The sequence below is a fragment of the Pedobacter insulae genome, from assembly GCF_900113525.1.
Lineage (GTDB): Bacteria > Bacteroidota > Bacteroidia > Sphingobacteriales > Sphingobacteriaceae > Pedobacter > Pedobacter insulae.
The window spans coordinates 461731-483968 of sequence record NZ_FOPP01000003.1; the positions used below are offsets into that span (position 1 = coordinate 461731).

Below are 22238 nucleotides of genomic sequence, written 5' to 3' on the forward strand. Positions count from 1 at the left end.
ATGAATAGACGTGATTCCTTAAAGGCCATAGGCCTAACCGCATTAAGTACAACAGTTCTAGTAGCTGCTTGTAAGTCGTCTGGAGAAAAAGAAGAGGTTGCTGCAACTGGAGATGAGGCTGGTCGTGAGCAATGGGAGATAGACAGAGAGAAAAAGCTGAAGGCTGAGACATTCTTCACAAAACATGAAATGGCCACCATAACTGTCTTGGCAGACATTATCATTCCTAAAGATGATGTATCAGGAAGTGCGTCCGATGCAAAAGTGCCTGAATTTATTGAGTTTATTGTAAAAGACATGCCAGAACATCAAGTTCCTATGCGAGGCGGTTTAAAATGGTTGGATCTTCATTGCTTCAATCGTTATCAAAAAGCTTTTATCGAAGCTTCTCCAACAGCACAGATTTCTATCATTGATGAAATTGCCTATCCTAAAAAAGCAAAACCCGAAATGCAGGCTGGTGTAGCATTCTTTAGTAGGATGAGGAATTTAACTGCCTCCGGCTTCTATACTACCGAGATTGGCGTTAAGGATATTGGTTATGTAGGAAATTTACCCAATCAATGGGAAGGTGTACCAGCAGACGTGTTAAAGCAATACGGTATGGATGGTGTAAAAATCTAAGACATAAAAAAAACCTCTAACACATGCTAGAGGTTTTTTTATGTCTTTTCAGGACATTTATGCTTTTGGAGCTTCTTCTTCAGTAGCCGGTGCTTCTGGAGTAGCTTCCTCAGTTGCAGGAGTTTCTTCAACGGTTTCTACAGCTGGTGTAGCTTCATCTTCCACTACTACAGCTTCAGCTTTTGGAGCAGCAGAAGCATCAGTTTTTTTAGCTTTGCTTCTACCTCTACGTGTAGTTTTCTTTTCTGCAGCAGCAGTATCCTGACCATAAACTTCGTTGTAATCAACTAATTCAATTAAAGCCATTTCAGCATTATCACCTAAACGATTGTTCAATTTGATAATACGTGTATAACCACCTGGACGGTTAGCAACTTTTGCAGCTACATCACGAAACAATTCAGTAACTGTTTCTTTATCTTGCAAATAAGAGAATACAATACGACGAGAGTGTGTAGTATCTGTTTTTGATTTTGTAATAATTGGCTCAACGTACACGCGTAAAGCTTTTGCTTTAGCTAAAGTAGTTGAAATTCTCTTGTGCTTGATTAGTGAGGAAGCCATGTTAGCCAACATCGCCTTTCTGTGTGATGTTGTTCTACCTAAATGGTTGTGTTTTTTACCGTGTCTCATTTTTTGTTTTGTAAAGTGTATACCGTCTCTTTGAACTTAATCTGAGGGAATTATACACAGTGAATATTTAAATAATATTATTCTTCGTCTAACTTAAATTTAGACAAGTTCATTCCAAACGATAATTGCTTAGATTTCACTAGTTCTTGAATTTCAGTTAAAGATTTCTTACCGAAGTTTCTGAATTTTAACATATCAGCAACATCATAAGAAACTAAATCAGCTAAAGTACGGATATCAGCTGCTTTTAAGCAGTTTAATGCACGTACAGAAAGATCTAAATCAACTAATTCCGTTTTAAGAATTTTACGCATATGTAAAATTTCCTCATCTACTTCTTTAGTTTCTTCTTTAGCTTGAGATTCTAATACCAAGTTCTCATCAGAGAACAACATAAAGTGCTGGATTAAAATTTTAGCTGCCTCTTTCAATGCTTCTTCTGGATGGATAGATCCGTCAGTAGAAATATCTAGAATTAATTTCTCGTAATCTGTTTTTTGTTCAACACGATAGTTTTCAATCGTGTATTTTACATTTTTCATTGGGGTAAAAATCGAATCGATTGCGATTACACCAACTACAGTATCAGTAATTTTATTCTCTTCTGCAGGTACATAACCACGTCCTTTATTAATGGTCAATTCTACCTCTAAAGTAACTGATTTCTCCATGTTACAAATTACAAAATCAGGGTTTAAAACCTCGAAGTTGTTAGAGAACTTAGTAATGTCGCCAGCAAGGAACTGATCCTGACCGTTTACAATGATAAATACTTTCTCTGAATCTCCAGAATCACCAACTTTCTTAAAACGTACTTGCTTTAAGTTTAAGATGATTTCTGTTAAATCTTCTACAACACCTTTCATGGTAGAAAATTCGTGAGAAACGCCTGAAAAACGAATACTTGTGATAGCAAAACCTTCTAAGGAAGAAAGTAAAATTCTTCTTAGGGCGTTACCAATTGTTACACCGAAACCGGGCTCTAAAGGACGAAATTCAAATTGACCATCGAAATCTGTTGATTTCTGCATGATTACCTTATCGGGTTTCTGAAATGCTAAAATTGCCATTTATAATGTTTTTAGATCGTTATTAATGTTGTGTAACGTAAAAAAGTTAAAGCCACGAGGGCTTTAACCTTATTGATTACTTCGAGTATAACTCGACGATTAAGTTCTCTTTAATGTTTTCTGGAATCTCATCACGGTTAGGATAAGTTAAAAACTTACCTGATAACTCGCTAGCATTCCAATCTAACCAATTGAATTTATTGATCATTCTTCCTGCTACAGAATTTGTAATTGCTTCTAATGTTTTAGATTTCTCACGAACTGCAACTACATCACCAGCTCTTAATTGATATGATGGAATGTTTACAACCTCACCATTAACAGTTACGTGCTTATGGCTAACCAATTGACGTGCACCTGAACGGGTTGGAGCAATACCTAATCTATATACTGTATTATCTAAGCGTGCTTCTAATAATTGTAATAAATTATCACCAGTAATACCTTCACGTGCTGACGCTTTGGTAAATAAGTTACGGAATTGTTTTTCTAATACACCATAAGTGTATTTTACTTTTTGCTTCTCCATTAACTGTACTGCGTACTCAGATTGTTTTCCTCTTCTTTTTGAAGCGCCATGTTGGCCAGGAGGATAGTTTTTTCTGTCTAATACTTTGTCAGGGCCAAAAATAGGCTCTCTGAACTTACGCGCAATTTTGGACTTTGGTCCGGTATATCTTGCCATTGTTTGTGATTTTAAAGTATCATCCCAACTGAAATCGGGAGACTCTTAGCTTTAAAAATTAATTAATTATACTCTTCTTTTCTTAGGAGGGCGACATCCATTGTGAGGAAGTGGGGTAATATCTTTAATAGATGTTACTTCAATACCTGCCACTTGCAAAGTTCTGATTGCAGACTCACGGCCTGAACCTGGACCTTTAACAAAAACCTCTACTTTACGTAAACCTAAGTCAAACGCCACTTTACCACAGTCAGATGCAGCTTGTCCTGCAGCATATGGAGTGTTCTTTTTAGAACCCTTAAATCCCATTTTACCTGCTGAAGACCATGAAATAGTTTGACCATTGTTGTTTGTTAAAGTAACAATGATGTTGTTGAACGTAGCATTAATGTGCGCCTGACCTACAGACTCAACAACAACAATACGCTTCTTGGTAACTTTTTTACTCTTAGCCATTTTTTGCTTTAATTATAAGTTAGTGAATTACTGGATTAACTAATAATCCGGACCCATTAACTATTTTAATTGATTTTGTTCCAAACCGTAGTACTACTACTACAGGTTTATCATTTATGACTACTTAGTAGCCTTTTTCTTGTTAGCAACTGTTTTTCTCTTTCCTTTACGGGTACGAGAATTGTTTTTAGTACGTTGACCACGAACAGGTAATCCCTTTCTATGACGCAAGCCACGGTAACAACCAATATCCATTAAACGTTTGATGTTCAATTGAACTTCTGAACGTAATGCACCTTCAACCTTAATGTTGTCGTTAATGATTGTACGGATAGCCGACAATTCATCGTCTGACCAATCTTGTACTTTTTTGTTGAAATCTATCCCTGCTTCAGTTAAAATGTTCTGAGCGGTTTGTCTACCTATTCCGAAGATATAAGTTAGTCCGATTTCACCTCTTTTATTTCTTGGTAAATCTATACCTGAAATCCTTGCCATATTTATATGTTGCTTTAAAATGAACGACCGAACGGCGGGCCACCGTTGTACGAATTCGTTCCAATGTTTTAATTACCCCTGACGTTGTTTGTATTTAGGATTTTTCTTGTTTATTACGTAAAGTTTTCCTTTACGGCGAATAATCTTACAATCAGCGCTACGTTTTTTAATTGATGACCTAACTTTCATTATAATATTTATTTATATCTATAAGTGATCCTACCCTTTGATAAATCGTAAGGCGACATCTCTAGTTTAACTTTATCCCCAGGTAAAATCTTGATGTAGTGCATCCTCATTTTTCCTGAAATATGAGCAATAATCTCATGGCCATTCTCTAGTTCAACCCGAAACATGGCATTCGATAATGCTTCTCTTATTACTCCGTCTTGTTCAATTGAGGCTTGTTTAGCCATATTATCTTGATTTTTACTTAATTAGCTGCTATTAAACAGGGTTGCAAAATTAAATAAAAATTTTTACTTTTTTACTTTTTTTCTTGTAAAACTTCTTCAATAAGCGAAAATGTTGATAAAACATCTGCTTTCCCCTTCTTTACAGCAACCGTATGTTCAAAATGAGCGGATGGCTTGTTATCGATGGTAGTAACAGTCCACCCATCAGACCAAAACTTCACACCAGCTTTACCAGCGTTAATCATTGGCTCAATTGCGATAACCATCCCCTCTTCTAACTTAATTCCACTCCCCCGCTTACCATAATTTGGCACTTCGGGTTTCTCATGTAACTTAACACCAACACCATGTCCCACTAGTTCTCTTACTACACCAAAACCATTCGTCTCCGCATGATGTTGCACTGCAAAAGCAATGTCACCTATCCTCATCCCCACTACTGCTTTCTCAATAGCAAGTTTCAAACACTCTTGTGTTACTTTACACAATTTCTGCTTCTCGGCATCTACTTCTCCAATAGAAAAAGTATAAGCTGAATCTCCAAAGTAATTATTTTTGATTACCCCACAGTCTACAGAAATTAAATCTCCCTCTTTAATCACGTGATCATTTGGGAAACCATGTACTACTTGCTCATTAGGAGAGATGCAAAGTGAATTAGGAAATCCACCGTAATTTAAAAAAGCTGGTATTGCACCGTGATCTTTTATAAATTCAAAAGCCATCTTATCTAACGAAAGTGTAGTAACCCCTGGCTTAATGATCTTAGCCACTTCGGCCAGGGTTTTAGAAACAAGTAAAGAACTTTCTCTTATTAATTCGATCTCTTCCAGAGATTTATAATAAATTTTCGACATATCGATAATTAGCTAATTAGCCAATTTGTTAATTAGCTAATTATAATGCTGCAGTACTTCCACCAGCAGCAGGAATTCCTGTGCGTCCGGTAACTCTTCCTGTTTTCATTAAACCATCATAATGACGCATTAATAGATAACTTTCGATTTGCTGTAAAGTATCTAATACTACACCCACTAAAATTAATAATGAAGTACCACCAAAAAATTGTGCAAATTCTTGTTGAATACCAAATTTTACAGCTAATGAAGGCAAGATCGCAATAATTGCCAAGAACAACGATCCTGGGAAAGTAATCTTAGAAATCACATCGTCAATGAAAGTTGAAGTAGCTAAACCTGGCTTAATACCCGGAATAAAACCTCCATTTTTCTTCATATCATCAGACATTTGCGTTGGATTAACAGTGATCGCGGTATAGAAAAACGTAAACGCAATAATTAAAAATGCAAATGTTAAACTGTAAGTAACAGAAGTGATATCACTATATTGGTGTAACCAACTATCCTGTAATTTAGGAAACACGCCAATTAAGGCATTTGGAATAAACATTAAAGCCTGGGCAAAAATGATTGGCATAACACCAGCTGCATTCACTTTTAATGGAATATACTGTCTTACTCCACCAACTTGTTTGTTCCCTACAATGCGTTTCGCATATTGTACAGGCACTTTGCGCACTCCTTGTACAATTAGAATAGTGAACATTACTACAGCAAATAAAGCAACGATCTCTAAAACAAGCATAATCAATCCTCCTGAATTACCAGTAAATCTTGATTCAATTTCTTGCTTTAAAGCGATAGGTAAACGAGCGATAATACCAACCATGATGATGATTGAAGTACCATTTCCAATTCCCTTATCAGTGATTTTTTCACCTAGCCACATTACAAATAAAGTACCTGCAGTTAATACAAATCCTGATAACACATAAAACATAGTGTGATCAATTAATATAGCTGCTTCAGGAACCTGAGTTTTAACATAACCAATTGCTTGTACCGCTGTAATAGCTACAGTTAGATAACGCGTAATTTGAGTTAATTTTTTTCTGCCACTCTCTCCTTCTTTTTGCATTTTTTGGAAAGAAGGTACAGCAATACCTAATAATTGAACAACAATTGAGGCAGAGATATAAGGCATCACACCTAACGCAAGAATAGATACTTTTGAGAAAGCACCCCCTGCAAACATATCTAATAAACCTAAAATGCCGCTCTTTTCAGTATTAACTAACTGAGCTGGATCTACACCTGGTAGAACCACTTGACAAACGAACCTGTAAATTACAAGAATCATTAACGTAAATAAAATACGTTCTTTCAATTCTTGAATTTTCCAAATATTACTTAAAGTAGTAAATAGCTTCTTCATTAATTACAATTTTACGATTGAGCCTCCAGCAGCTTCGATAGCTTTCTGTGCAGTTGCAGAAAAAGCGTGAGCTGTAACTTCTAATTTAGCTTTAACTTCGCCACGACCCAAGATTTTTACCAAGTCATTTTTAGAAGCTAAACCATGCTCTTGTATAGCAGCAAAGTCGATGCTGGTTAAATTAAACTTCTCCGCTAAATTCTGAAGAACATCTAAGTTTACACCAACATATTCAGTACGGTTAATAGGTTTGAAACCTACTTTAGGCACACGACGTTGTAATGGCATCTGACCACCTTCAAAACCAATTTTAGTTGAGTGACCAGAACGTGAACCTGCTCCTTTATGACCACGGGTAGATGTTCCACCACGACCAGAACCTTGACCACGTCCAATTCTTTTAACCTTTTTAACAGACCCTTTTGCAGGTTTTAAATTACTTAAGTTCATTTTTAAACTTGTTGTGCTGCCCCTTCGCTTTCACTAATCAGGGACAACGGTAAATAAATAAACCTGTTCCGATTTTGTCGGAACAGATTCTTAAAATTTATATAGCTTCAATCGCTACTAAGTGATTAACTTTTCTAACCATCCCAATAATGGCAGCGTTAGCCTCAACTTCTACACTTTGGTTCATTTTTGTTAAACCTAAAGCTTTCATTGTTCTCTTTTGGCGTTCGCTTCTATCGATAATGCTTTTAATTTGGGTTATTTTTATTTTAGCCATGATATTATCCGTTAAAAACTTTATTTAAATCTACACCACGGTGCTGAGCTACTGTATAAGCATCACGCATTTTAGTTAAAGCATCTACTGTTGCTTTTACCACGTTGTGTGGATTTGATGAACCTTTTGATTTTGCTAATACGTTATGAATACCAGCACTCTCTAATACAGCACGCATTGCACCACCAGCAATTACACCGGTACCTACAGCTGCAGGCTTAATTAGAACGAAACCTCCAGAAAATTTACCGATTTGCTCATGAGGAACCGTACCATGTAAAATTGGAACTTTTACTAAGTTCTTTTTTGCATCATCAATTCCTTTAGCAATCGCTTCTGTAACCTCTTTCGCTTTACCTAAACCATAACCAACAACTCCGTTCTCATCACCTACAACTACGATAGCTGAAAAGCTGAAAGTACGACCTCCTTTGGTTACTTTGGCAACACGTTGTATGCTAACCAATCGATCTTTCAATTCGATTTCGCTAGTCTTAACTCTTTTTATATTGATAGTTGACATCTTATCCTATTTCTTAGATTAAAATACTAAACCAGCTTCGCGAGCACCTTCTGCCAACGATTTAACACGACCATGGTATAAATAACCATTTCTATCGAAAACAACTTCTTTTACACCAGCTGCAATTGCTTTCTCGGCAACTAATTTACCTACTGCAACAGACTGCTCCGATTTGTTTCCTTTACCAGTAAAATCTTTAGATAAAGATGATGCTGAAACTATTGTACTACCAGTTACATCGTTAATGATTTGAGCATAAATACCTTTATTGCTTCTATAAACTGATAAACGTGGACGGCTTTCAGAACCTGTAAGTCTTTTTCTGATACCTTTTTTTATACGATCTCTACGAGATAATTTTTTTCCTGCCATTTTGATTATTTTTTAGAAGCTGATTTACCTGCTTTTCTTCTTAACACTTCACCAACAAACTTGATACCTTTACCTTTGTAAGGCTCTGGTGCACGTAACGAGCGGATTTTCGCTGCTACCTGGCCAATCAATTGCTTGTCAATACTTTCTAAAATGATTTTAGGAGTTTGACCTTTTTCTGATGTGGTGGTTACTTTAATTTCTTCCGGCAATTGGAATACATAGTGGTGAGAATAACCTAAAACTAGATCCAAAGTATTACCTTGGTTAGTAGCACGGTAACCCACACCTACTAATTCTTGTTCGATTTTAAAACCATCTGTAACACCAACAACCATATTATTGATTAAAGAACGATATAAACCGTGTAAGGCTTTATGTCTTTTTTGTTCTGACGGACGTTTCACGGTTAATATACCATCTTCCTGATCGATGATGATATCTGTATCTACCGCTTGAGTTAATTCTCCTTTAGGACCTTTTACAGTTACTACGTTATCTTTAGATACCGTAATTGTTACTCCTGCAGGTACATTAATCGGGTTTTTTCCTATTCTTGACATTGTGCTATCCTCCTTTAATTAATAAACGTGACACAATACCTCACCGCCAATGTTTAATTTGGCTGCTTCCTTATCGGTCATTACACCTTTAGAAGTAGATAAGATTGCGATACCTAAACCATTTAATACTCTTGGCATATTATCTACACCAGCATATTGTCTTAAACCTGGTTTGCTGATACGTGTTAACGTACGGATAGCCGAGATTTTAGTAATTGCATTATATTTTAACGCAATTTTAATCACACCTTGAACGGTTGTGTCTTCAAACTTGTAGTTTGCAATGTAACCTTTGTCAAAAAGTACTTTCGTAATTTCCTTTTTTAGGTTAGAAGCAGGGATCTCTACAATTCTGTGATTTGCCTTAATGGCATTTCTTACTCTTGTAAGATAATCTGCTATTGGATCTGTATTCATTATTATTGATTTGTGATAGTGGTTTCAGCAATGCCACCCGGCATTTAGACCTGCTATCGGTTAAAATTCTCTTTTGGAGTATAAAGACAATAGTATATAGTACTTAGATAATTAAATCTAACTACTATATACTAAGTACTAAATACTATTTTACTACCAAGAAGCTTTTCTCACTCCTGGTATTTTGCCTTCTAAAGCCATCTCACGGAAAGTAACCCTAGAGATACCGAAAGTACGCATATATCCACGAGGACGGCCAGTTAATTTACAACGGTTGTGTAAACGTACAGCAGATGAGTTTTTTGGTAACTTATCTAATCCTTCGTAATCGCCTGCAGCTTTTAATTCCGCACGCTTATCTGCATATTTAGCAACCAATTTTTGGCGCTTAATTTCGCGAGCTTTTACACCTTCTTTTGCCATTATTGCTCTGTTTTTTGATTTTTAAATGGTAATCCAAATTGTTTTAAAAGTTCCAATGCTTCAACATCATTGGTAGCAGACGTTACAAAAGTAATATCCATACCTAAAATCTTGTTGATTTTATCAATGTTAATCTCCGGGAAGATAATTTGCTCAGTAATACCTAAAGTATAATTACCTTTTCCATCGAAACCTTTATCATTGATTCCTTTGAAATCTCTAATACGTGGCAAAGCTACGGAAATTAATCGATCTAAAAACTCATACATGTTATTATCGCGTAAAGTTACACGTACACCTACCGGCATACCTTTACGTAATTTAAAGTTTGAGATATCTTTTTTAGATTTAGCACCTACAGCTTGCTGACCAGCAATGGTCGACATTTCTAGAATAGAGCTATCCATAACTTTTTTATCTGTTACAGAATAACGGCCAACACCTTGGTTAATGGCAATTTTCTCTAATTTAGGAACCTGCATTACGCTTTTGTAATTGAACTTATCTTTAAGAGCAGTTACAATTTCCTCTTTATATTTACTTTTTAATCTTGGTACGTATGCCATTATTTGATCTCCTCCCCTGATATTTTAGCAACTCTAACTAATTTTCCGTCAGCGTTTAATTTACGGCCAACACGGGTAGTTTTACCTGTTTTAGGATCAACTAACTGTACGTTAGAAATATGAAGAGCAGCCTCTTTTTTAATAATACCACCATTTGGTGTAGCAGCATTTGGTTTTGTATGTTTTGACACAAGGTTAATACCTTCTACAATAATTCTGTTTTTAGCAACAATTACTTCCTGTACTTTACCTTGTTGGCCTTTTGAATCGCCAGCGATCACCTTTACTAAATCTCCTTTACGGATCTTTACTTTGGCTTGTGTTACTTTATTTTTCATATTATAATACCTCCGGTGCTAATGATACAATTTTCATGAATTGTTTTTCACGCAGTTCTCTCGCTACCGGGCCAAAAATACGTGTACCACGTGGTTCGTCCTGTGCATTTAACAATACAGCTGCATTGTCGTCAAAACGAATATAAGAACCATCCTTACGTCTGATTTCTTTTTTAGTTCTTACTACAACTGCTTTAGAAACTGTTCCTTTTTTAATGTTACCAGATGGCAAAGCGCTTTTTACAGTAACAACAATTTTGTCACCTATAGAAGCATATCTTTTGCCAGTCCCGCCAAGTACACGGATAACCAATACTTGTTTTGCGCCGCTATTGTCGGCTACGTTTAATCGTGATTCCTGTTGTACCATCTTATTTAGCTCTTTCTAAAATTTGTACCAATCTCCAGTTCTTGTTTTTACTCAGCGGACGGGTTTCTTGTATCAATACCGTATCACCGATACCGCACTCATTTTTCTCGTCGTGAGCCATAAATTTGGTAGTTTTCTTAACAAACTTACCATAAATCGGGTGTTTCACTTTACGCTCAACCGCCACAACAACAGACTTATCCATTTTGTTGCTTACCACCAACCCGGTTCTTGTTTTTCTTAATTGTCTTTCCATTTCGACTCTAAAGTTATTTAGTTTCAGTTGCAGACTGCGCTTTCAGCTTAGTCAATTCAGTAGTTAATCGGGCAATGTCTTTTCTTACCTTAGTGATACGGGTAGGATTTTCTATAGCCGAAATTGTGTGTGCAAATTTTAACTTTACCAAGTTTTCTTTTTCTTCTGCAATCTTAGCTACTAGTTCTTCTTTTGAAAGCCCTATGATTTCTGAGTTCTTCATTTTATTAATTTTTATGTTCGGGTCTAGCGGTTGTAACAACAAGTCATTTACAACATTGATCCCTAAACTTTTTTATGCTTCTACGTAATCTCTACGTACTACAAATTTTGTTTGAATTGGTAATTTCTGAGCGGCTAATCTTAATGCTTCTTTAGCAATTTCTAAAGGAACACCTTCTGCTTCAAAAATAATACGTCCGGGTCTAACAACAGCTACCCAATATTCTGGAGCACCTTTACCTTTACCCATACGTACCTCAGCTGGTTTTTTAGTTACCGGTTTATCCGGGAAAATTCTAATCCAAACTTGACCTTCACGTTTCATGAAACGAGTTACCGCAATACGGGCTGCCTCTATCTGGCGACTTGTAATCCAAGTTGCCTCTAAAGATTTAATCCCGAAAGAACCGAATGATAATTCAGCACCACGAGTTGCTAAACCTTTCATTCTGCCCTTTTGCATCTTTCTGAACTTCGTTCTTTTTGGCTGTAACATTTTATTTTAATATTATCGTTAAACGATCTGTTAACTATTTGCGTGGACCTCTATTGGCACCACCACCTTTATTATCTCTTCCAGCGCCGCCTTGACCCGGACGACCACCACCTGGGCGTTTGTCATTCCTTCTGTCTCCACCGCCTCTGTTATCTCTACCGCCATCACGGCCACCAAAAGCACCTTGAGGTCTGTCGCCACCTTTACCTGGAGCATTGCTCGCAGCACCGATGTTTGGAGAAAGATCACGTTTACCGTAAACTTCACCTTTACAGATCCATACTTTAACACCTATTTTACCATAAGTAGTTAAAGCTTCTGCTAATGCATAGTCAATATCTGCACGGAAAGTATGCAAAGGAATTCTTCCTTCTTTATACTGTTCGTTACGAGCCATCTCAGCACCACCTAAACGACCTGAAGTCATTATCTTGATACCTTCTGCACCCATACGCATAGTTGATGCGATAGTAGATTTCATCGCTCTACGGAAAGAGATCCTAGCCTCTAGTTGTTTTGCAACACCTTCCGCCACTAATTGTGCATCAAGTTCAGGACGTTTAATCTCAAAGATGTTAATTTGAATTTCCTTCTTAGTCAATTTCTTTAACTCTTCTTTGATTTTATCCACCTCTTGACCAGCTTTACCGATTACAATACCTGGACGAGCTGTATGGATAGTTACTGTAATACGTTTTAACGTACGCTCAATTACTACTTTCGCTACTCCACCTTTTGCAATACGAGCTGAAAGGTATTTTCTTATTTTTTCGTCTTCAACTAATTTATCAGCATAGTTGTTGCCTCCGAACCAATTAGAATCCCATCCTCTGATGATTCCTAATCTGTTACCTATTGGATGTGCTTTTTGTCCCATTTCTGTTAATTAGTTTTTGTTTCAACGTTTTTACTATCTACTACCAAGGTTACATGGTTTGAACGCTTACGTATTCTGTAACCACGACCTTGTGGTGCTGGTCTAAGTCTTTTCAGCTGACGACCACCGCCTACCATTATCGTTTTCACGTATAATTGGTTTTCCTCAGGGCGAGAACCTTCATTTTTAGCTTCCCAATTTTTAATTGCAGATAACAAAAGTTTCTCAACTCTAATTGCTGCTTCTTTATTGGTAAATTTCAAAATGCTTAATGCTTTCTCAACACGCTCACCTCTGATTAGATCTACAACCAAACGCATTTTACGTGGTGAGGTTGGACAATTGTTTAATTTCGCTAATGCTTCCATCTCTTAATTATTTTTTCTTATCAGAGTGACCCCTAAATGTTCTGGTTGGAGCAAACTCTCCCAGCTTGTGACCAACCATGTTTTCTGTTACGTATACCGGAATAAATTTATTACCGTTATGTACTGCAAATGTATGACCAACAAAATCTGGTGATATCATTGATCTACGAGACCAAGTTTTGATCACAGACTTCTTGCCTGAATCATTCATAGAGACTACTTTCTTCTCTACGTTATGGTCAATATAAGGTCCTTTTTTTATCGAACGAGCCATTATTTCTTCCTTTTCTCTATGATGAAACGATTTGAGTATTTTTTAAGTGAGCGGGTTTTGAAGCCTTTCGAGTAAACTCCGTTTCTTGAACGAGGCTGACCTCCTGAAGAGCGACCTTCACCACCACCCATTGGGTGATCCACAGGGTTCATCGCTACTGGACGAGTTCTAGGACGACGACCTAACCAACGGCTACGGCCTGCTTTACCTAATACTTCATTCGCGTGATCCGAGTTAGATACTGCACCAATTGTTGCTAAACAAGTAATTAAGATAGATCTTACCTCACCTGATGGCATTTTTATGGTTGCATATTTACCATCTCTAGCTGCAAGCTGTGCATAAGCACCTGCACTACGTGCCAATTGAGCACCTTTACCAGGATGAATTTCCAAATTGTGTACAATAGATCCCAAAGGGATGTTTGCCAACGTTAAAGTGTTTCCTACTTCTGGAGTAGCTTTGTCACCCGAAAGCACAGTTTGTCCTACTTGCAGCCCTTCAGGTGCAATAATGTAGCGCTTCTCACCATCAGCGTAATGCAATAATGCAATACGTGCAGTACGGTTTGGATCGTATTCAACAGTAGCTACTGTTGCAGGAATATCAAACTTATCACGTTTAAAATCAATTAAACGATAAGATTTTTTGTGACCACCGCCCATGTAGCGCATTGTCATCTTTCCTGTATTGTTACGACCTCCCGATTTCTTAGAAGATACAACCAATGATTTTTCGGGCTTGGTTGCTGTAATCTCCGAAAAGCTTGCGCCTACCCTAAAACGGGTTCCCGGAGTGACTGGTTTAAATTTTCTTAAGCCCATAGTTATAAATATATTCGTATTAAATATTTGCGTAATAATCTATTGTTTCACCATCTTTCAAGGTAACAATAGCTTTTTTGTATTTCGGACTACGTCCCGACACTAAACCACCTTTAGTGTTTCTTGATTTAGCTTTACCATCCACTACCATTGTATTCAATGCTACGATGTTAACACCATACATTTTCTCGATGGCAGCTTTGATCTGCAACTTATTTGCTCTATGATCTACTCTAAAAGTAAAACGATTAGCTTTTTCAGTTAATGCAGAAGCTTTCTCAGTTAATATTGGTTTTTGTAAAATCTCCATATTACTTGGCAAATGCCTCCTCCAATGTTTTAAGCGAATCTGCAGTTAACAAAAGTTTGCCCGCATTTAATACATCATATGTATTTAAATCTGCTGCAGTAATAACTTTAGCTTTCTGAATGTTTCTGCTTGATAAATAGATATTATTATTTTGTGCAGGTAAAACTAATAATGTTTTCTCTCCGGCTAAATTTAATGCATTCACCAAATTGAGATAGTTTTTAGTTTTAATGTTGTCAAAAGTAAAATCTTCTAATACTACCACATTGTTATCAATTGCTTTATAAGCTAAAGCTGATTTACGTGCTAATGATTTTAATTTCTTATTCAATTTAAAACTGTAATCTCTTGGTTGCGGACCAAAAACACGACCACCACCATTGAACAATGGAGATTTAATGCTTCCGGCACGTGCACCGCCAGTACCTTTTTGTTTGTATAATTTACGGGTTGAACCTGCAATCTCATTACGTTGCTTAGATTTATGCGTACCCTGACGTTGATTAGCCAAATACTGCTTAACATCTAAATAAATCGCATGGTCACTTGGTTGGATACCAAATACCGCCTCAGAAAGCTGCACCTTGGCACCTGTCTCTTTTCCTGAAATGTTTACTACTTTAACTTCCATCTGCTTACTTATCTAAGATTACGTAAGAACCTTTAGCTCCTGGAATGGAACCGCTAACTACCACAAGATTTTGCTCAGCATAAACTTTCAACACTTGTAAGTTTTGAATTTTTACCCTGTCGCCACCTGTTCTTCCAGCCATACGCATACCTTTAAATACACGAGCTGGATAAGACGCAGCACCTAATGAACCTGGTGCACGCAATCTGTTATGCTGACCGTGAGTTTGACCACCCACACCACCAAAACCATGACGCTTAACTACACCTTGAAAACCCTTACCTTTTGAAGTACCAACCACATCAACAAAATCGCCTTCGTTAAAAATGTTTACAGTTACTGTATCGCCTAAGCTTACAGAAGTTTCAAACTGCTCAAATTCAACCAACTTGCGTTTTGGAGTTGTGCTTGCTTTCGCAAAGTGACCTTTCAAAGGCTGTGTAGTGTTTTTCTCTTTGGCCTCATCATATCCTAATTGAACGGATACATAACCATCTTTTTCTTCGGTCTTAACTTGTGTTACAACACAAGGTCCAGCTTCGATCACCGTACAAGGAATATTCCTTCCGTCGGCGTCAAAAATGCTGGTCATTCCTACTTTTTTTCCAATAATACCTGACATTTTCTTTTTTAAATTTAACACCCATCGAAGCAGTAGGGCTTCGTTCAAGGTGGATATACATCCCTGCTAAGGGACGGCAAAGATAGGCAAGAATTATTAATTTTCAAATAGTTAGCTAAAAATAATTTCAAATAATTGCATTTATTTTTCTATGAACCAGCACAATACCCGAAAACGTAATTTTAGCAGGTTCTTAAAGTTCTATTCTTCCCATATAAACACTATTTGCAGCTCTTTCCCTATCGTTGGATAGTACTTTCCGAATCTTATCCGTAGAAATTCTGAAGGAAGTGGCAAAAAATTACACTTGTTTAATGGGTTACATCCAGATACAAACTGGCAATAATTACGCAAAGTACTATTAAACCAATAAGCACATACATGTAATCCTTTTCCATTAAGAAACTGAAAATCGAAAATACGACTCTAGCAATGGGCGTGAAGATTAATAATAAAACACCAAACTGAATGATGGCCAGTCCGTCAAAACTTCTTACCCCAAAAAGGATGTCGGCAATCGACGAGAATTTGGCTTCTTCGGGTTTAAAATGCTCAAAAGATACAACAGCTTGCGTATGGGAACTCATAAAAATAATTCCCCCGATTAAAACAATACTTGTAGAAACGATAACACCCACTCGTAACAACGTGCCCAAAATAACCTGCACATCTTTATCCCCTAAATAATGCTTAATCTCCTTGCTCATGCGTTTCCAGTTAATCCCTTATAAATCATTTGTAAAGCCAGAAAAGTAACCACAACAGCAAAAACAATTTTGAGTTTATCCGTTTTTGTTCTAATTAATATTTTGGCACCTATGGTTGCGCCACAAATTACCCCTAAGGTAACGGGCATTGCTATAACGGGATCTATCTGCCCTTTATGTAAATAGACCAAGGCACTAGCTGCAGCGGTAACACCTATCATGAAGTTACTAGTGGTTGTCGAAACTTTAAATGGTATTTTCATGATGTTATCCATGCCAATCACTTTTAACGCTCCCGAGCCTATGCCGAGGAGCCCCGATAAAGTTCCGGCTACAAACATCATGGCGAACCCACCTACTACATGGTGAACGGCATATTGTTTCAAACCTCCTTCGGTAGGATAACTTCCATTTAACTTAAAATAATTAGCTAGTATGCTAGTCTGTTCGTTATTTGAATGATCTACTTTTTTCTTCAGCATCATAAATGCTGAAAACAATAAAATAACCCCAAAAATAACAATGATATAATCCGCCTTGATGGCCGTAGCAATAACCACCCCTACTATGGCGCTTATTGTAGTTGCGATTTCTAAGAACATCCCTATCCTAACATTGGTGATGCCTTCTTTCACATAGGCAGCTGCAGAACCAGATGAGGTGGCAATCACAGAAATAATGGATGCGCCAATTGCATAATGAATGTCGACGCCTAAACCTAAAGTTAATAATGGAATGATGATTACTCCCCCACCTAAACCAGTTAAGGAGCCCAGTAAGCCTGCCAGAAAAGCGCCAATTAATACAATTAAGGTAAAAAGTAATACCGTCATCGCGCAAAGATAAAATACTTAATTCATCAAACAGGAACAAAAAACAATTAAATAAAGCCTATAGACAAAGTCGAAATTCTATACCCGTTCCATAAAATCTTCTATCATGCACTCGGAAGATGTTCCTTCGTAAATCTAAAGTGCTGCTCAATGGCTTGCCTATGGTGCGAATTTATCCTCCCTTTAATGGATTGAAAATCATAGTCTTTAGCCATACCACAATCGAGCATATTAAAATACATGGAGGGTTTCACACTTTCAAAATACTCTATTAGGTTACTGCTCCAAATCAATTGGCATTTTCCTTTAATTTGAGGAATAATCTGATTGATCCCGTCTTCAAAATGAATTTCTCGAATGTGGCTGCTTTCCAAATTGCCTTGTGGATAGAAAAGCAAGAGATTGCCCGGTTGGGAAAGCAATTCAGCAGCATATTCAAAACTTTCCTTCATGGAGCGCTTGCGTGGATCGATTGAAAAAGCACCACAATATTTCAACCATTTATTGTTCTCCATTTGTTTCCTTAGAGACATAATATGGAGCCGCTTCATTTTGTTGTCTTGAAAAAAAACTTTCCTACACAAATAAAAGGCAAGAAACCCATCGAGAAAGCTAAAATGATTGCACATTAGCAGGTAAGAATGATCTGGCTTGATCTCTACATCTTTAATGATCAACTTATTAAATTTCCGTCTCAAAAAGAATGTGATCAGCGAAGTTGCTAATTTCAAAAAGAATGAGTTGAGCGGTCTACCTTTAATAATCATAAAAAAACTATAATAGCTCCACGATTGCAATTGCCCATGCGTAATCGCCATCATGAGAAATCGATAAACTAATTTGAACTGGTTTTTTGGGTTGATGGTGCACCTTAACTATTGGCGTGCCGCCTATCTTATTCCGAATGATTTCAATCTTTTTAAAGCTCAGCAAAGTGTGATCGACTTGTTTTAATGCTTTATAAACTGCTTCTTTTGCCGCCCAAGTAGCAGCATATCTCAACAATGGATCGGCAAACAACTTGCAATAGGCAATTTCATTTACGGTATAAACCTTCTGTTCAAACAGTTCATTGAATGTTTCTTTAAATGCTGATACGGAAACCAAATCATTTCCTACTGCGAAATTTCTTATAGCCGAAGGCAATTCCATTGACCTCAGCAATTCCTCATTCATCTATCGACACCCCCATCACATGGAAACCACCGTCAACAAAATGGATATTTCCAGTTATTTTAGTAGAAAGATTGGAGAAATAGTACAAAGCAGCATTGCCTACATCGTCCGAGTCAATATTGCCAAGCGGTGCTGTGAGCTTTCCAATTTTCCTGATTTTTCTTACCCCATTAATCCCTCCAGCTGAAGTTGTCATGACTAGTCCGGGTGAAAGTGCGTTTACTCTTACTTTTTTAGCCCTGAAATAATCTGCCAGATAAAGCACCATGTTTTCTAAAGCGGCTTTGTTGATAGACATACCTGCATATCCAGGAATAACACGTTGGGAAGCATTATAAGTTAAAGTTAGGATAGATGCGTTGTCTGCCAACAAGGGTTCAGCAACTCTAGCGATGCGTAAGAGTGAATAAGCACTAATATTAAAAGAATCCATCAGATCTTCAAAAGGAATATCGATATAGGATGGAGCAGGGGCATCGCTGCCAGGTAAAGTATTGCAGATTACTGCCTGACTTCCATAGGCTACACCGTGCAATAAATAATCTATAGGGCCTAATTCCTTGTGTACCTTTGTTAGAAAATCTTTAATTTGTCCTTCATCCCTCACGTCAACAGGTGCTGCTAACTGATTTGATACACCAAGTTGTTGGAGCAGGTACAATACGTCTTCCTTGGTATCTTCAACATAGCCCACTGCAATTTTACAACCAGATTGATGCAATTTCAACGCAATATCATAAGCGATGGAACGATCGTTTCTCACTCCAAATATTACTGCAACTTTATCTTTGTTATTTATCATTTCTTAATCGTGTTTAGAAATTGACATTGCACTGTTTGTACCACCAAAACCATAATTTAAACAAACGATTTGATTAATTTCCTTTTCAACCGTCTGCGACGAAATAAGGTGTTTATAATGATTGATGGGATTCATGGGGCCGTCCCAATCTGGCGTGTTTTGGAATGGCTCTAACTCCTGATTAAAATTATTCGAATTAAGGCAAGGTAAAACTTTTTGCTGCTCAAGCATTAAAACGGCGGTGATCAGCTCAACTGCACCAGCTGCGCCTAACATATGGCCTAATTGAGATTTTGGGGCAGAAATATGGTATCCACTTTCTCCCATAACGTCTACAACACTCAGTAATTCTATCGCATCGCCAGCTGGTGTAGAAGTTCCGTGAACTTTCACAACTTCTGGTTTAATGACATGGCCGGCCAACAGCCCTTCCCACAAACGCTTTTGGCCAGCAAAAGAAGGGAAGAACATATTTCCATCACCATCAGAGTTATTGAAGTAATTATCAATTACCGCAAGAATTTTCGCTCCTCTTGCCTTAGCCATTTCATATTCTTCGAGCGCAATTATGCCACATCCAAATGAGCACACGAAACCATTTCTATCAACATCAAAAGGTCTAGAGCTTTCCGCGGGACTAAAACCTTTGCTAAGCACTTGCATCGCATCGAAACCGATGAAAGATTCTAAAGAAGTAGCTTCAATTCCGCCAGCTAAAATGCGATCTTGAATACCATACTTAATTAATCTGTAAGCATAACCAATATTGCCTAAACCAGTTGCACATGCTGAACCAATGGCTTCACAAACACCTCTATTTTTGATAAGGCACGACACGTTTGCCGCTTCACGGTAAACCATAGATCTATCCACAGCATGAGAACCAGCCAATCTTGTTTTTTGGCCTTTTTCATAAAAACTATTCCAAGCAGTGCGAAGAACTGTATTACCAGCGCTCCCGGAGCCCATCACTACCCCGGTTTGTGCAGAGTGTACTTCCGCTGTATTCCATCCAGCCATTTTTATCGCATCTTGGGAGCCTAACATTGCCCAAATGCTTCCCACATCTGCAGTTGCAAGATTAGCGTCTGGAATTCTCCCTAAGTGGTCGATGTAAGTTTCTGGATATCCCTCAATAAGGGTTGAATAAATAGCTTCGAGGTCCATTTCCTGCTCCGAAATGTAACCTGAAACATTTGACCTAATATTTTTGCCAAAAGCTTTGGTTTCCTCCCAAGTTCTGATTAAACTTTCTCCAGCGAAAAGATTTTGTTCAAACATGGTTATGTCCTTACAAGCTGGGAATGCTCCTCCCATACCAACAATGGCAACTTTTCTCCCGGCGACTTCCATTAATCTCTTTCTTTTGTAGCTACTATTAAATCAATAATATCTTTCACCTTCGAACCAAGGTCGTCAATATCATCATCGTCAAATTCGATATCGAATTTCTGTTCTGCTTTGGCAGCGATGTTAATCATTTCAGTAGATGGTGTTTTAAGATCCGCAATAAAATCTGTATCCTCAGTGATAAAGGCTAATTTATCCTGATCTATCATTCTTACCGTTTTAAGTATTTCTACCAAACCTGCTAATATTTCCGTTCTTTCCATTAAAATTATTTTATTTTTTTACTGCTTTGCCTGTTATTTCAAATAATTCAGCGACTTGCACAAACTCATTACTCAGTTCGTAAGCCAAAAATTGTTCTTTAGTATAATCCTTAAAGTAAGCTGTTAAGTCGAGTTCTTTCGATACCTTATAAACCCTTCCTTCGCATACCATTTGCCTAAATTTATAAAACTTTATTTGCCCAACACTTACCATAACATCCCCTACCTTAAGGAAGTTATGAAAATTAACTTGCCCTATATTTAAGAATAATGGAATAAATGTTCGTCTAAGCTCATCAAAATCAATTCCCATCTTCACACATTGGGCAAAAGCAGAACATGATCCACCGGTAGCCTGTGCAAATGCTTCAATCATATCTACGCCTCTAAAAACGCCAAAATGGTCTTTTACATCTTGCTCATTTGGAGAATAACTGGCCACCACCCCTACACCAGGTTGATGCCAATGATAGGTATCGATCAAAAGTTTACTTGGCCCATGTATCATCACAACTGCCGGGTCCATCCCAACGAGGGTATCGCCTATCTTATTCATCTGTTAAAAAAGCCCTCCATTAATATGGATATTCGTACCATTGATATATGCGCTTTGTTCTGAGAGCAAAAAAGAAACCAATTCGGCAACTTCCTCTACTTTCCCATATCTTTTTGCTGCAATTGCATTAAAATACTTCTGTTTCTCTACTTCTGGCAATTTGCTGGTCATATCGGTTGCAATAAATCCTGGCGCAATACTGAGTACCCTAATTTCATGTTCGTCATTTAGTGCAGCAGCCTCTTTGGCTAAAGATTTAGAAAAAGCTACTAAACCTGCCTTCGTAGCGGCATAAATGGACTGGAAGGCATTGCCAGTTTCCCCGATCACCGAACCGACATTGATAATAACGCCTTTTTTTCTCACATTAAAGATTTTCATGGCAGTTTTGCAAATCATAATCGGTGCTTTTAGATTAACATTGAGCATTTTATCGATATCTTTTTCACTCTGAAAGATGATAGAATTATCGAGCGTAACACCCGCATTATTGATGATGGCATAAAGTTCATCACCATGCTCTTTTTTTAACCTTTTGCAAAAGACCGTTACTTGCTCTGGATCTGAAAAATCGGCACTTATAATCGAACTATTTGGGATAGGCGTTGTAAAACTTTGCTCATTTGTGGCATGTAAAATAAGTTCGTATTGATTTGCTAGCTTATTCGCTATTGCCAAACCGATTCCTCGACTTGCGCCAGTTATCAGTACCTTCTTGATAGCCATATAAGAGATAATGTGTAAACGCGATAAAT

The 22238-nt window shown here is 37.4% G+C and carries 39 protein-coding genes; 1 reads left to right on the forward strand and 38 read right to left on the reverse strand.

Features of this window, described 5'->3' with window-relative positions:
- Entirely contained in the window at positions 1 to 624 is a 624-nt protein-coding gene (locus tag BM207_RS07280) for a gluconate 2-dehydrogenase subunit 3 family protein (RefSeq protein ID WP_090992906.1), read from the forward strand.
- 57 nt (positions 625 to 681) lie between these two features.
- On the opposite strand, the gene rplQ is transcribed toward BM207_RS07280, so the two are convergent.
- The 38 genes from rplQ to BM207_RS07470 all read right to left on the reverse strand — a co-directional run bounded on the left by rplQ (position 682) and on the right by BM207_RS07470 (position 22209).
- On the reverse strand, positions 682 to 1257 hold the full coding sequence (gene rplQ, locus BM207_RS07285) for a 50S ribosomal protein L17 (RefSeq protein ID WP_090992907.1): 576 nt from the start codon (positions 1255 to 1257) through the stop codon (positions 682 to 684).
- A 77-nt stretch (positions 1258 to 1334) separates the two neighbouring features.
- The gene (locus BM207_RS07290) at positions 1335 to 2327 is read right to left on the reverse strand and encodes a DNA-directed RNA polymerase subunit alpha (RefSeq protein WP_090992908.1); all 993 of its coding nucleotides are present in this window, start codon (positions 2325 to 2327) and stop codon (positions 1335 to 1337) included.
- A gap of 76 nt (positions 2328 to 2403) precedes the next feature.
- Entirely contained in the window at positions 2404 to 3012 is a 609-nt protein-coding gene (rpsD, locus tag BM207_RS07295) for a 30S ribosomal protein S4 (RefSeq protein ID WP_090992909.1), read from the reverse strand.
- A 66-nt stretch (positions 3013 to 3078) separates the two neighbouring features.
- A complete protein-coding gene (gene rpsK, locus BM207_RS07300; RefSeq protein WP_090992910.1) occupies positions 3079 to 3468 on the reverse strand; it encodes a 30S ribosomal protein S11 in 390 nt (129 codons plus the stop codon).
- A gap of 120 nt (positions 3469 to 3588) precedes the next feature.
- On the reverse strand, positions 3589 to 3966 hold the full coding sequence (gene rpsM / locus BM207_RS07305; RefSeq protein WP_090992911.1) for a 30S ribosomal protein S13: 378 nt from the start codon (positions 3964 to 3966) through the stop codon (positions 3589 to 3591).
- Between the two features lie 72 nt (positions 3967 to 4038).
- Positions 4039 to 4155, reverse strand: a complete 117-nt coding sequence (gene rpmJ / locus BM207_RS07310) for a 50S ribosomal protein L36 (protein ID WP_010599887.1) — start codon at positions 4153 to 4155, stop codon at positions 4039 to 4041.
- Between the two features lie 8 nt (positions 4156 to 4163).
- Complete coding sequence (gene infA / locus BM207_RS07315) at positions 4164 to 4382, reverse strand: translation initiation factor IF-1 (protein WP_008244555.1); 219 nt, start codon at positions 4380 to 4382, stop codon at positions 4164 to 4166.
- 71 nt (positions 4383 to 4453) lie between these two features.
- Entirely contained in the window at positions 4454 to 5239 is a 786-nt protein-coding gene (map, locus tag BM207_RS07320; RefSeq protein WP_090992912.1) for a type I methionyl aminopeptidase, read from the reverse strand.
- Positions 5240 to 5279: 40 nt separating this feature from the next.
- Positions 5280 to 6617 (reverse strand): preprotein translocase subunit SecY, encoded by a 1338-nt coding sequence (gene secY, locus BM207_RS07325; protein WP_090992913.1) that lies wholly within the window; start codon positions 6615 to 6617, stop codon positions 5280 to 5282.
- A 3-nt stretch (positions 6618 to 6620) separates the two neighbouring features.
- Positions 6621 to 7067 carry a 50S ribosomal protein L15 gene (gene rplO / locus BM207_RS07330; RefSeq protein ID WP_090992914.1) on the reverse strand — a complete coding sequence of 149 codons (447 nt, stop codon included), beginning with the start codon at positions 7065 to 7067 and terminating at the stop codon, positions 6621 to 6623.
- Between the two features lie 97 nt (positions 7068 to 7164).
- Positions 7165 to 7344, reverse strand: a complete 180-nt coding sequence (gene rpmD / locus BM207_RS07335) for a 50S ribosomal protein L30 (protein WP_090992915.1) — start codon at positions 7342 to 7344, stop codon at positions 7165 to 7167.
- A gap of 4 nt (positions 7345 to 7348) precedes the next feature.
- Complete coding sequence (gene rpsE, locus BM207_RS07340) at positions 7349 to 7867, reverse strand: 30S ribosomal protein S5 (RefSeq protein ID WP_090992916.1); 519 nt, start codon at positions 7865 to 7867, stop codon at positions 7349 to 7351.
- A gap of 18 nt (positions 7868 to 7885) precedes the next feature.
- Positions 7886 to 8239: a 50S ribosomal protein L18 gene (gene rplR, locus BM207_RS07345; RefSeq protein ID WP_090992917.1), complete on the reverse strand. Its 354-nt coding sequence runs from the start codon at positions 8237 to 8239 to the stop codon at positions 7886 to 7888.
- Positions 8240 to 8244: 5 nt separating this feature from the next.
- Complete coding sequence (gene rplF, locus BM207_RS07350) at positions 8245 to 8802, reverse strand: 50S ribosomal protein L6 (RefSeq protein ID WP_090992918.1); 558 nt, start codon at positions 8800 to 8802, stop codon at positions 8245 to 8247.
- Positions 8803 to 8820: 18 nt separating this feature from the next.
- Entirely contained in the window at positions 8821 to 9219 is a 399-nt protein-coding gene (rpsH, locus tag BM207_RS07355; protein WP_090992919.1) for a 30S ribosomal protein S8, read from the reverse strand.
- Positions 9220 to 9372: 153 nt separating this feature from the next.
- Complete coding sequence (gene rpsN, locus BM207_RS07360) at positions 9373 to 9642, reverse strand: 30S ribosomal protein S14 (protein ID WP_090992920.1); 270 nt, start codon at positions 9640 to 9642, stop codon at positions 9373 to 9375.
- A complete protein-coding gene (gene rplE, locus BM207_RS07365) occupies positions 9642 to 10208 on the reverse strand; it encodes a 50S ribosomal protein L5 (protein WP_090992921.1) in 567 nt (188 codons plus the stop codon). Before rplE ends, rpsN begins: the two co-directional genes overlap by 1 nt.
- Positions 10208 to 10546: a 50S ribosomal protein L24 gene (rplX, locus tag BM207_RS07370; RefSeq protein WP_090992922.1), complete on the reverse strand. Its 339-nt coding sequence runs from the start codon at positions 10544 to 10546 to the stop codon at positions 10208 to 10210. Before rplX ends, rplE begins: the two co-directional genes overlap by 1 nt.
- 1 nt (position 10547) lies before the next feature.
- A complete protein-coding gene (gene rplN, locus BM207_RS07375; RefSeq protein WP_041878524.1) occupies positions 10548 to 10916 on the reverse strand; it encodes a 50S ribosomal protein L14 in 369 nt (122 codons plus the stop codon).
- 1 nt (position 10917) lies between these two features.
- Positions 10918 to 11172: a 30S ribosomal protein S17 gene (rpsQ, locus tag BM207_RS07380; protein WP_055130475.1), complete on the reverse strand. Its 255-nt coding sequence runs from the start codon at positions 11170 to 11172 to the stop codon at positions 10918 to 10920.
- A gap of 13 nt (positions 11173 to 11185) precedes the next feature.
- Positions 11186 to 11395 carry a 50S ribosomal protein L29 gene (gene rpmC / locus BM207_RS07385; protein ID WP_090992923.1) on the reverse strand — a complete coding sequence of 70 codons (210 nt, stop codon included), beginning with the start codon at positions 11393 to 11395 and terminating at the stop codon, positions 11186 to 11188.
- A 72-nt stretch (positions 11396 to 11467) separates the two neighbouring features.
- On the reverse strand, positions 11468 to 11890 hold the full coding sequence (gene rplP / locus BM207_RS07390; protein ID WP_090992924.1) for a 50S ribosomal protein L16: 423 nt from the start codon (positions 11888 to 11890) through the stop codon (positions 11468 to 11470).
- Positions 11891 to 11924: 34 nt separating this feature from the next.
- On the reverse strand, positions 11925 to 12767 hold the full coding sequence (gene rpsC, locus BM207_RS07395; protein WP_090992925.1) for a 30S ribosomal protein S3: 843 nt from the start codon (positions 12765 to 12767) through the stop codon (positions 11925 to 11927).
- Positions 12768 to 12772: 5 nt separating this feature from the next.
- Complete coding sequence (rplV, locus tag BM207_RS07400) at positions 12773 to 13135, reverse strand: 50S ribosomal protein L22 (protein WP_090992926.1); 363 nt, start codon at positions 13133 to 13135, stop codon at positions 12773 to 12775.
- 7 nt (positions 13136 to 13142) lie between these two features.
- Positions 13143 to 13409: a 30S ribosomal protein S19 gene (gene rpsS, locus BM207_RS07405; RefSeq protein WP_055130480.1), complete on the reverse strand. Its 267-nt coding sequence runs from the start codon at positions 13407 to 13409 to the stop codon at positions 13143 to 13145.
- Positions 13409 to 14233: a 50S ribosomal protein L2 gene (gene rplB / locus BM207_RS07410; protein ID WP_090992927.1), complete on the reverse strand. Its 825-nt coding sequence runs from the start codon at positions 14231 to 14233 to the stop codon at positions 13409 to 13411. Before rplB ends, rpsS begins: the two co-directional genes overlap by 1 nt.
- Positions 14234 to 14252: 19 nt before the next feature.
- A complete protein-coding gene (rplW, locus tag BM207_RS07415) occupies positions 14253 to 14543 on the reverse strand; it encodes a 50S ribosomal protein L23 (protein WP_090992928.1) in 291 nt (96 codons plus the stop codon).
- Between the two features lies 1 nt (position 14544).
- The gene (rplD, locus tag BM207_RS07420) at positions 14545 to 15174 is read right to left on the reverse strand and encodes a 50S ribosomal protein L4 (RefSeq protein WP_090992929.1); all 630 of its coding nucleotides are present in this window, start codon (positions 15172 to 15174) and stop codon (positions 14545 to 14547) included.
- A gap of 4 nt (positions 15175 to 15178) precedes the next feature.
- Positions 15179 to 15796, reverse strand: coding sequence for a 50S ribosomal protein L3 (gene rplC, locus BM207_RS07425; RefSeq protein WP_090992973.1), 618 nt, complete (start codon positions 15794 to 15796; stop codon positions 15179 to 15181).
- 311 nt (positions 15797 to 16107) lie between these two features.
- Positions 16108 to 16503, reverse strand: a complete 396-nt coding sequence (locus BM207_RS07430; RefSeq protein WP_090992930.1) for a DUF1634 domain-containing protein — start codon at positions 16501 to 16503, stop codon at positions 16108 to 16110.
- Entirely contained in the window at positions 16500 to 17336 is an 837-nt protein-coding gene (locus BM207_RS07435; RefSeq protein WP_090992931.1) for a sulfite exporter TauE/SafE family protein, read from the reverse strand. The genes BM207_RS07430 and BM207_RS07435 overlap by 4 nt, the downstream gene beginning before the upstream one ends.
- Before the next feature lie 104 nt (positions 17337 to 17440).
- Positions 17441 to 18157 (reverse strand): lysophospholipid acyltransferase family protein, encoded by a 717-nt coding sequence (locus BM207_RS19445; RefSeq protein ID WP_394332966.1) that lies wholly within the window; start codon positions 18155 to 18157, stop codon positions 17441 to 17443.
- Complete coding sequence (locus BM207_RS07445) at positions 18111 to 18488, reverse strand: holo-ACP synthase (RefSeq protein WP_177217078.1); 378 nt, start codon at positions 18486 to 18488, stop codon at positions 18111 to 18113. Before BM207_RS07445 ends, BM207_RS19445 begins: the two co-directional genes overlap by 47 nt.
- A gap of 16 nt (positions 18489 to 18504) precedes the next feature.
- A complete protein-coding gene (locus BM207_RS07450) occupies positions 18505 to 19314 on the reverse strand; it encodes an enoyl-ACP reductase FabI (protein WP_090992934.1) in 810 nt (269 codons plus the stop codon).
- Between the two features lie 3 nt (positions 19315 to 19317).
- Complete coding sequence (locus BM207_RS07455; RefSeq protein WP_090992935.1) at positions 19318 to 20667, reverse strand: beta-ketoacyl-[acyl-carrier-protein] synthase family protein; 1350 nt, start codon at positions 20665 to 20667, stop codon at positions 19318 to 19320.
- The gene (locus BM207_RS07460; protein ID WP_090992936.1) at positions 20667 to 20927 is read right to left on the reverse strand and encodes a phosphopantetheine-binding protein; all 261 of its coding nucleotides are present in this window, start codon (positions 20925 to 20927) and stop codon (positions 20667 to 20669) included. Before BM207_RS07460 ends, BM207_RS07455 begins: the two co-directional genes overlap by 1 nt.
- Before the next feature lie 10 nt (positions 20928 to 20937).
- Positions 20938 to 21483 (reverse strand): hotdog family protein, encoded by a 546-nt coding sequence (locus BM207_RS07465; RefSeq protein WP_090992937.1) that lies wholly within the window; start codon positions 21481 to 21483, stop codon positions 20938 to 20940.
- Positions 21484 to 21486: 3 nt separating this feature from the next.
- Positions 21487 to 22209, reverse strand: a complete 723-nt coding sequence (locus tag BM207_RS07470; protein ID WP_090992938.1) for an SDR family oxidoreductase — start codon at positions 22207 to 22209, stop codon at positions 21487 to 21489.
- Between the last annotated feature and the right edge of the window lie 29 nt (positions 22210 to 22238).

What these genes read in the sequence shown, in the direction of transcription:
- rplW (WP_090992928.1), bottom strand. Translation starts at nt 14,543, where the DNA reads ATGGAGATTTTACAAAAACCAATATTAACTGAGAAAGCTTCTGCATTA.
- rpsE (WP_090992916.1), bottom strand. Translation starts at nt 7,867, where the DNA reads ATGTCAACTATCAATATAAAAAGAGTTAAGACTAGCGAAATCGAATTG.
- rplQ (WP_090992907.1), bottom strand. Translation starts at nt 1,257, where the DNA reads ATGAGACACGGTAAAAAACACAACCATTTAGGTAGAACAACATCACAC.
- BM207_RS07460 (WP_090992936.1), bottom strand. Translation starts at nt 20,927, where the DNA reads ATGGAAAGAACGGAAATATTAGCAGGTTTGGTAGAAATACTTAAAACG.
- secY (WP_090992913.1), bottom strand. Translation starts at nt 6,617, where the DNA reads ATGAAGAAGCTATTTACTACTTTAAGTAATATTTGGAAAATTCAAGAA.
- rplV (WP_090992926.1), bottom strand. Translation starts at nt 13,135, where the DNA reads ATGGAAGCATTAGCGAAATTAAACAATTGTCCAACCTCACCACGTAAA.
- rpsM (WP_090992911.1), bottom strand. Translation starts at nt 3,966, where the DNA reads ATGGCAAGGATTTCAGGTATAGATTTACCAAGAAATAAAAGAGGTGAA.
- rplR (WP_090992917.1), bottom strand. Translation starts at nt 8,239, where the DNA reads ATGGCAGGAAAAAAATTATCTCGTAGAGATCGTATAAAAAAAGGTATC.
- BM207_RS07430 (WP_090992930.1), bottom strand. Translation starts at nt 16,503, where the DNA reads ATGAGCAAGGAGATTAAGCATTATTTAGGGGATAAAGATGTGCAGGTT.
- rpmJ (WP_010599887.1), bottom strand. Translation starts at nt 4,155, where the DNA reads ATGAAAGTTAGGTCATCAATTAAAAAACGTAGCGCTGATTGTAAGATT.
- rplE (WP_090992921.1), bottom strand. Translation starts at nt 10,208, where the DNA reads ATGGCATACGTACCAAGATTAAAAAGTAAATATAAAGAGGAAATTGTA.
- map (WP_090992912.1), bottom strand. Translation starts at nt 5,239, where the DNA reads ATGTCGAAAATTTATTATAAATCTCTGGAAGAGATCGAATTAATAAGA.
- rpsC (WP_090992925.1), bottom strand. Translation starts at nt 12,767, where the DNA reads ATGGGACAAAAAGCACATCCAATAGGTAACAGATTAGGAATCATCAGA.
- rpsK (WP_090992910.1), bottom strand. Translation starts at nt 3,468, where the DNA reads ATGGCTAAGAGTAAAAAAGTTACCAAGAAGCGTATTGTTGTTGTTGAG.
- rpsN (WP_090992920.1), bottom strand. Translation starts at nt 9,642, where the DNA reads ATGGCAAAAGAAGGTGTAAAAGCTCGCGAAATTAAGCGCCAAAAATTG.
- rplB (WP_090992927.1), bottom strand. Translation starts at nt 14,233, where the DNA reads ATGGGCTTAAGAAAATTTAAACCAGTCACTCCGGGAACCCGTTTTAGG.
- rplO (WP_090992914.1), bottom strand. Translation starts at nt 7,067, where the DNA reads ATGAACTTAAGTAATTTAAAACCTGCAAAAGGGTCTGTTAAAAAGGTT.
- rplP (WP_090992924.1), bottom strand. Translation starts at nt 11,890, where the DNA reads ATGTTACAGCCAAAAAGAACGAAGTTCAGAAAGATGCAAAAGGGCAGA.
- BM207_RS07435 (WP_090992931.1), bottom strand. Translation starts at nt 17,336, where the DNA reads ATGACGGTATTACTTTTTACCTTAATTGTATTAATTGGCGCTTTTCTG.
- infA (WP_008244555.1), bottom strand. Translation starts at nt 4,382, where the DNA reads ATGGCTAAACAAGCCTCAATTGAACAAGACGGAGTAATAAGAGAAGCA.
- rplX (WP_090992922.1), bottom strand. Translation starts at nt 10,546, where the DNA reads ATGAAAAATAAAGTAACACAAGCCAAAGTAAAGATCCGTAAAGGAGAT.
- BM207_RS07470 (WP_090992938.1), bottom strand. Translation starts at nt 22,209, where the DNA reads ATGGCTATCAAGAAGGTACTGATAACTGGCGCAAGTCGAGGAATCGGT.
- rplN (WP_041878524.1), bottom strand. Translation starts at nt 10,916, where the DNA reads ATGGTACAACAGGAATCACGATTAAACGTAGCCGACAATAGCGGCGCA.
- BM207_RS07445 (WP_177217078.1), bottom strand. Translation starts at nt 18,488, where the DNA reads ATGGAATTGCCTTCGGCTATAAGAAATTTCGCAGTAGGAAATGATTTG.
- BM207_RS07290 (WP_090992908.1), bottom strand. Translation starts at nt 2,327, where the DNA reads ATGGCAATTTTAGCATTTCAGAAACCCGATAAGGTAATCATGCAGAAA.
- rpmC (WP_090992923.1), bottom strand. Translation starts at nt 11,395, where the DNA reads ATGAAGAACTCAGAAATCATAGGGCTTTCAAAAGAAGAACTAGTAGCT.
- BM207_RS07455 (WP_090992935.1), bottom strand. Translation starts at nt 20,667, where the DNA reads ATGGAAGTCGCCGGGAGAAAAGTTGCCATTGTTGGTATGGGAGGAGCA.
- rpsS (WP_055130480.1), bottom strand. Translation starts at nt 13,409, where the DNA reads ATGGCTCGTTCGATAAAAAAAGGACCTTATATTGACCATAACGTAGAG.
- rplD (WP_090992929.1), bottom strand. Translation starts at nt 15,174, where the DNA reads ATGGAAGTTAAAGTAGTAAACATTTCAGGAAAAGAGACAGGTGCCAAG.
- rpmD (WP_090992915.1), bottom strand. Translation starts at nt 7,344, where the DNA reads ATGGCTAAAATAAAAATAACCCAAATTAAAAGCATTATCGATAGAAGC.
- rplF (WP_090992918.1), bottom strand. Translation starts at nt 8,802, where the DNA reads ATGTCAAGAATAGGAAAAAACCCGATTAATGTACCTGCAGGAGTAACA.
- BM207_RS07465 (WP_090992937.1), bottom strand. Translation starts at nt 21,483, where the DNA reads ATGAATAAGATAGGCGATACCCTCGTTGGGATGGACCCGGCAGTTGTG.
- BM207_RS19445 (WP_394332966.1), bottom strand. Translation starts at nt 18,157, where the DNA reads ATGATGGCGATTACGCATGGGCAATTGCAATCGTGGAGCTATTATAGT.
- rplC (WP_090992973.1), bottom strand. Translation starts at nt 15,796, where the DNA reads ATGTCAGGTATTATTGGAAAAAAAGTAGGAATGACCAGCATTTTTGAC.
- BM207_RS07280 (WP_090992906.1), top strand. Translation starts at nt 1, where the DNA reads ATGAATAGACGTGATTCCTTAAAGGCCATAGGCCTAACCGCATTAAGT.
- rpsQ (WP_055130475.1), bottom strand. Translation starts at nt 11,172, where the DNA reads ATGGAAAGACAATTAAGAAAAACAAGAACCGGGTTGGTGGTAAGCAAC.
- BM207_RS07450 (WP_090992934.1), bottom strand. Translation starts at nt 19,314, where the DNA reads ATGATAAATAACAAAGATAAAGTTGCAGTAATATTTGGAGTGAGAAAC.
- rpsD (WP_090992909.1), bottom strand. Translation starts at nt 3,012, where the DNA reads ATGGCAAGATATACCGGACCAAAGTCCAAAATTGCGCGTAAGTTCAGA.
- rpsH (WP_090992919.1), bottom strand. Translation starts at nt 9,219, where the DNA reads ATGAATACAGATCCAATAGCAGATTATCTTACAAGAGTAAGAAATGCC.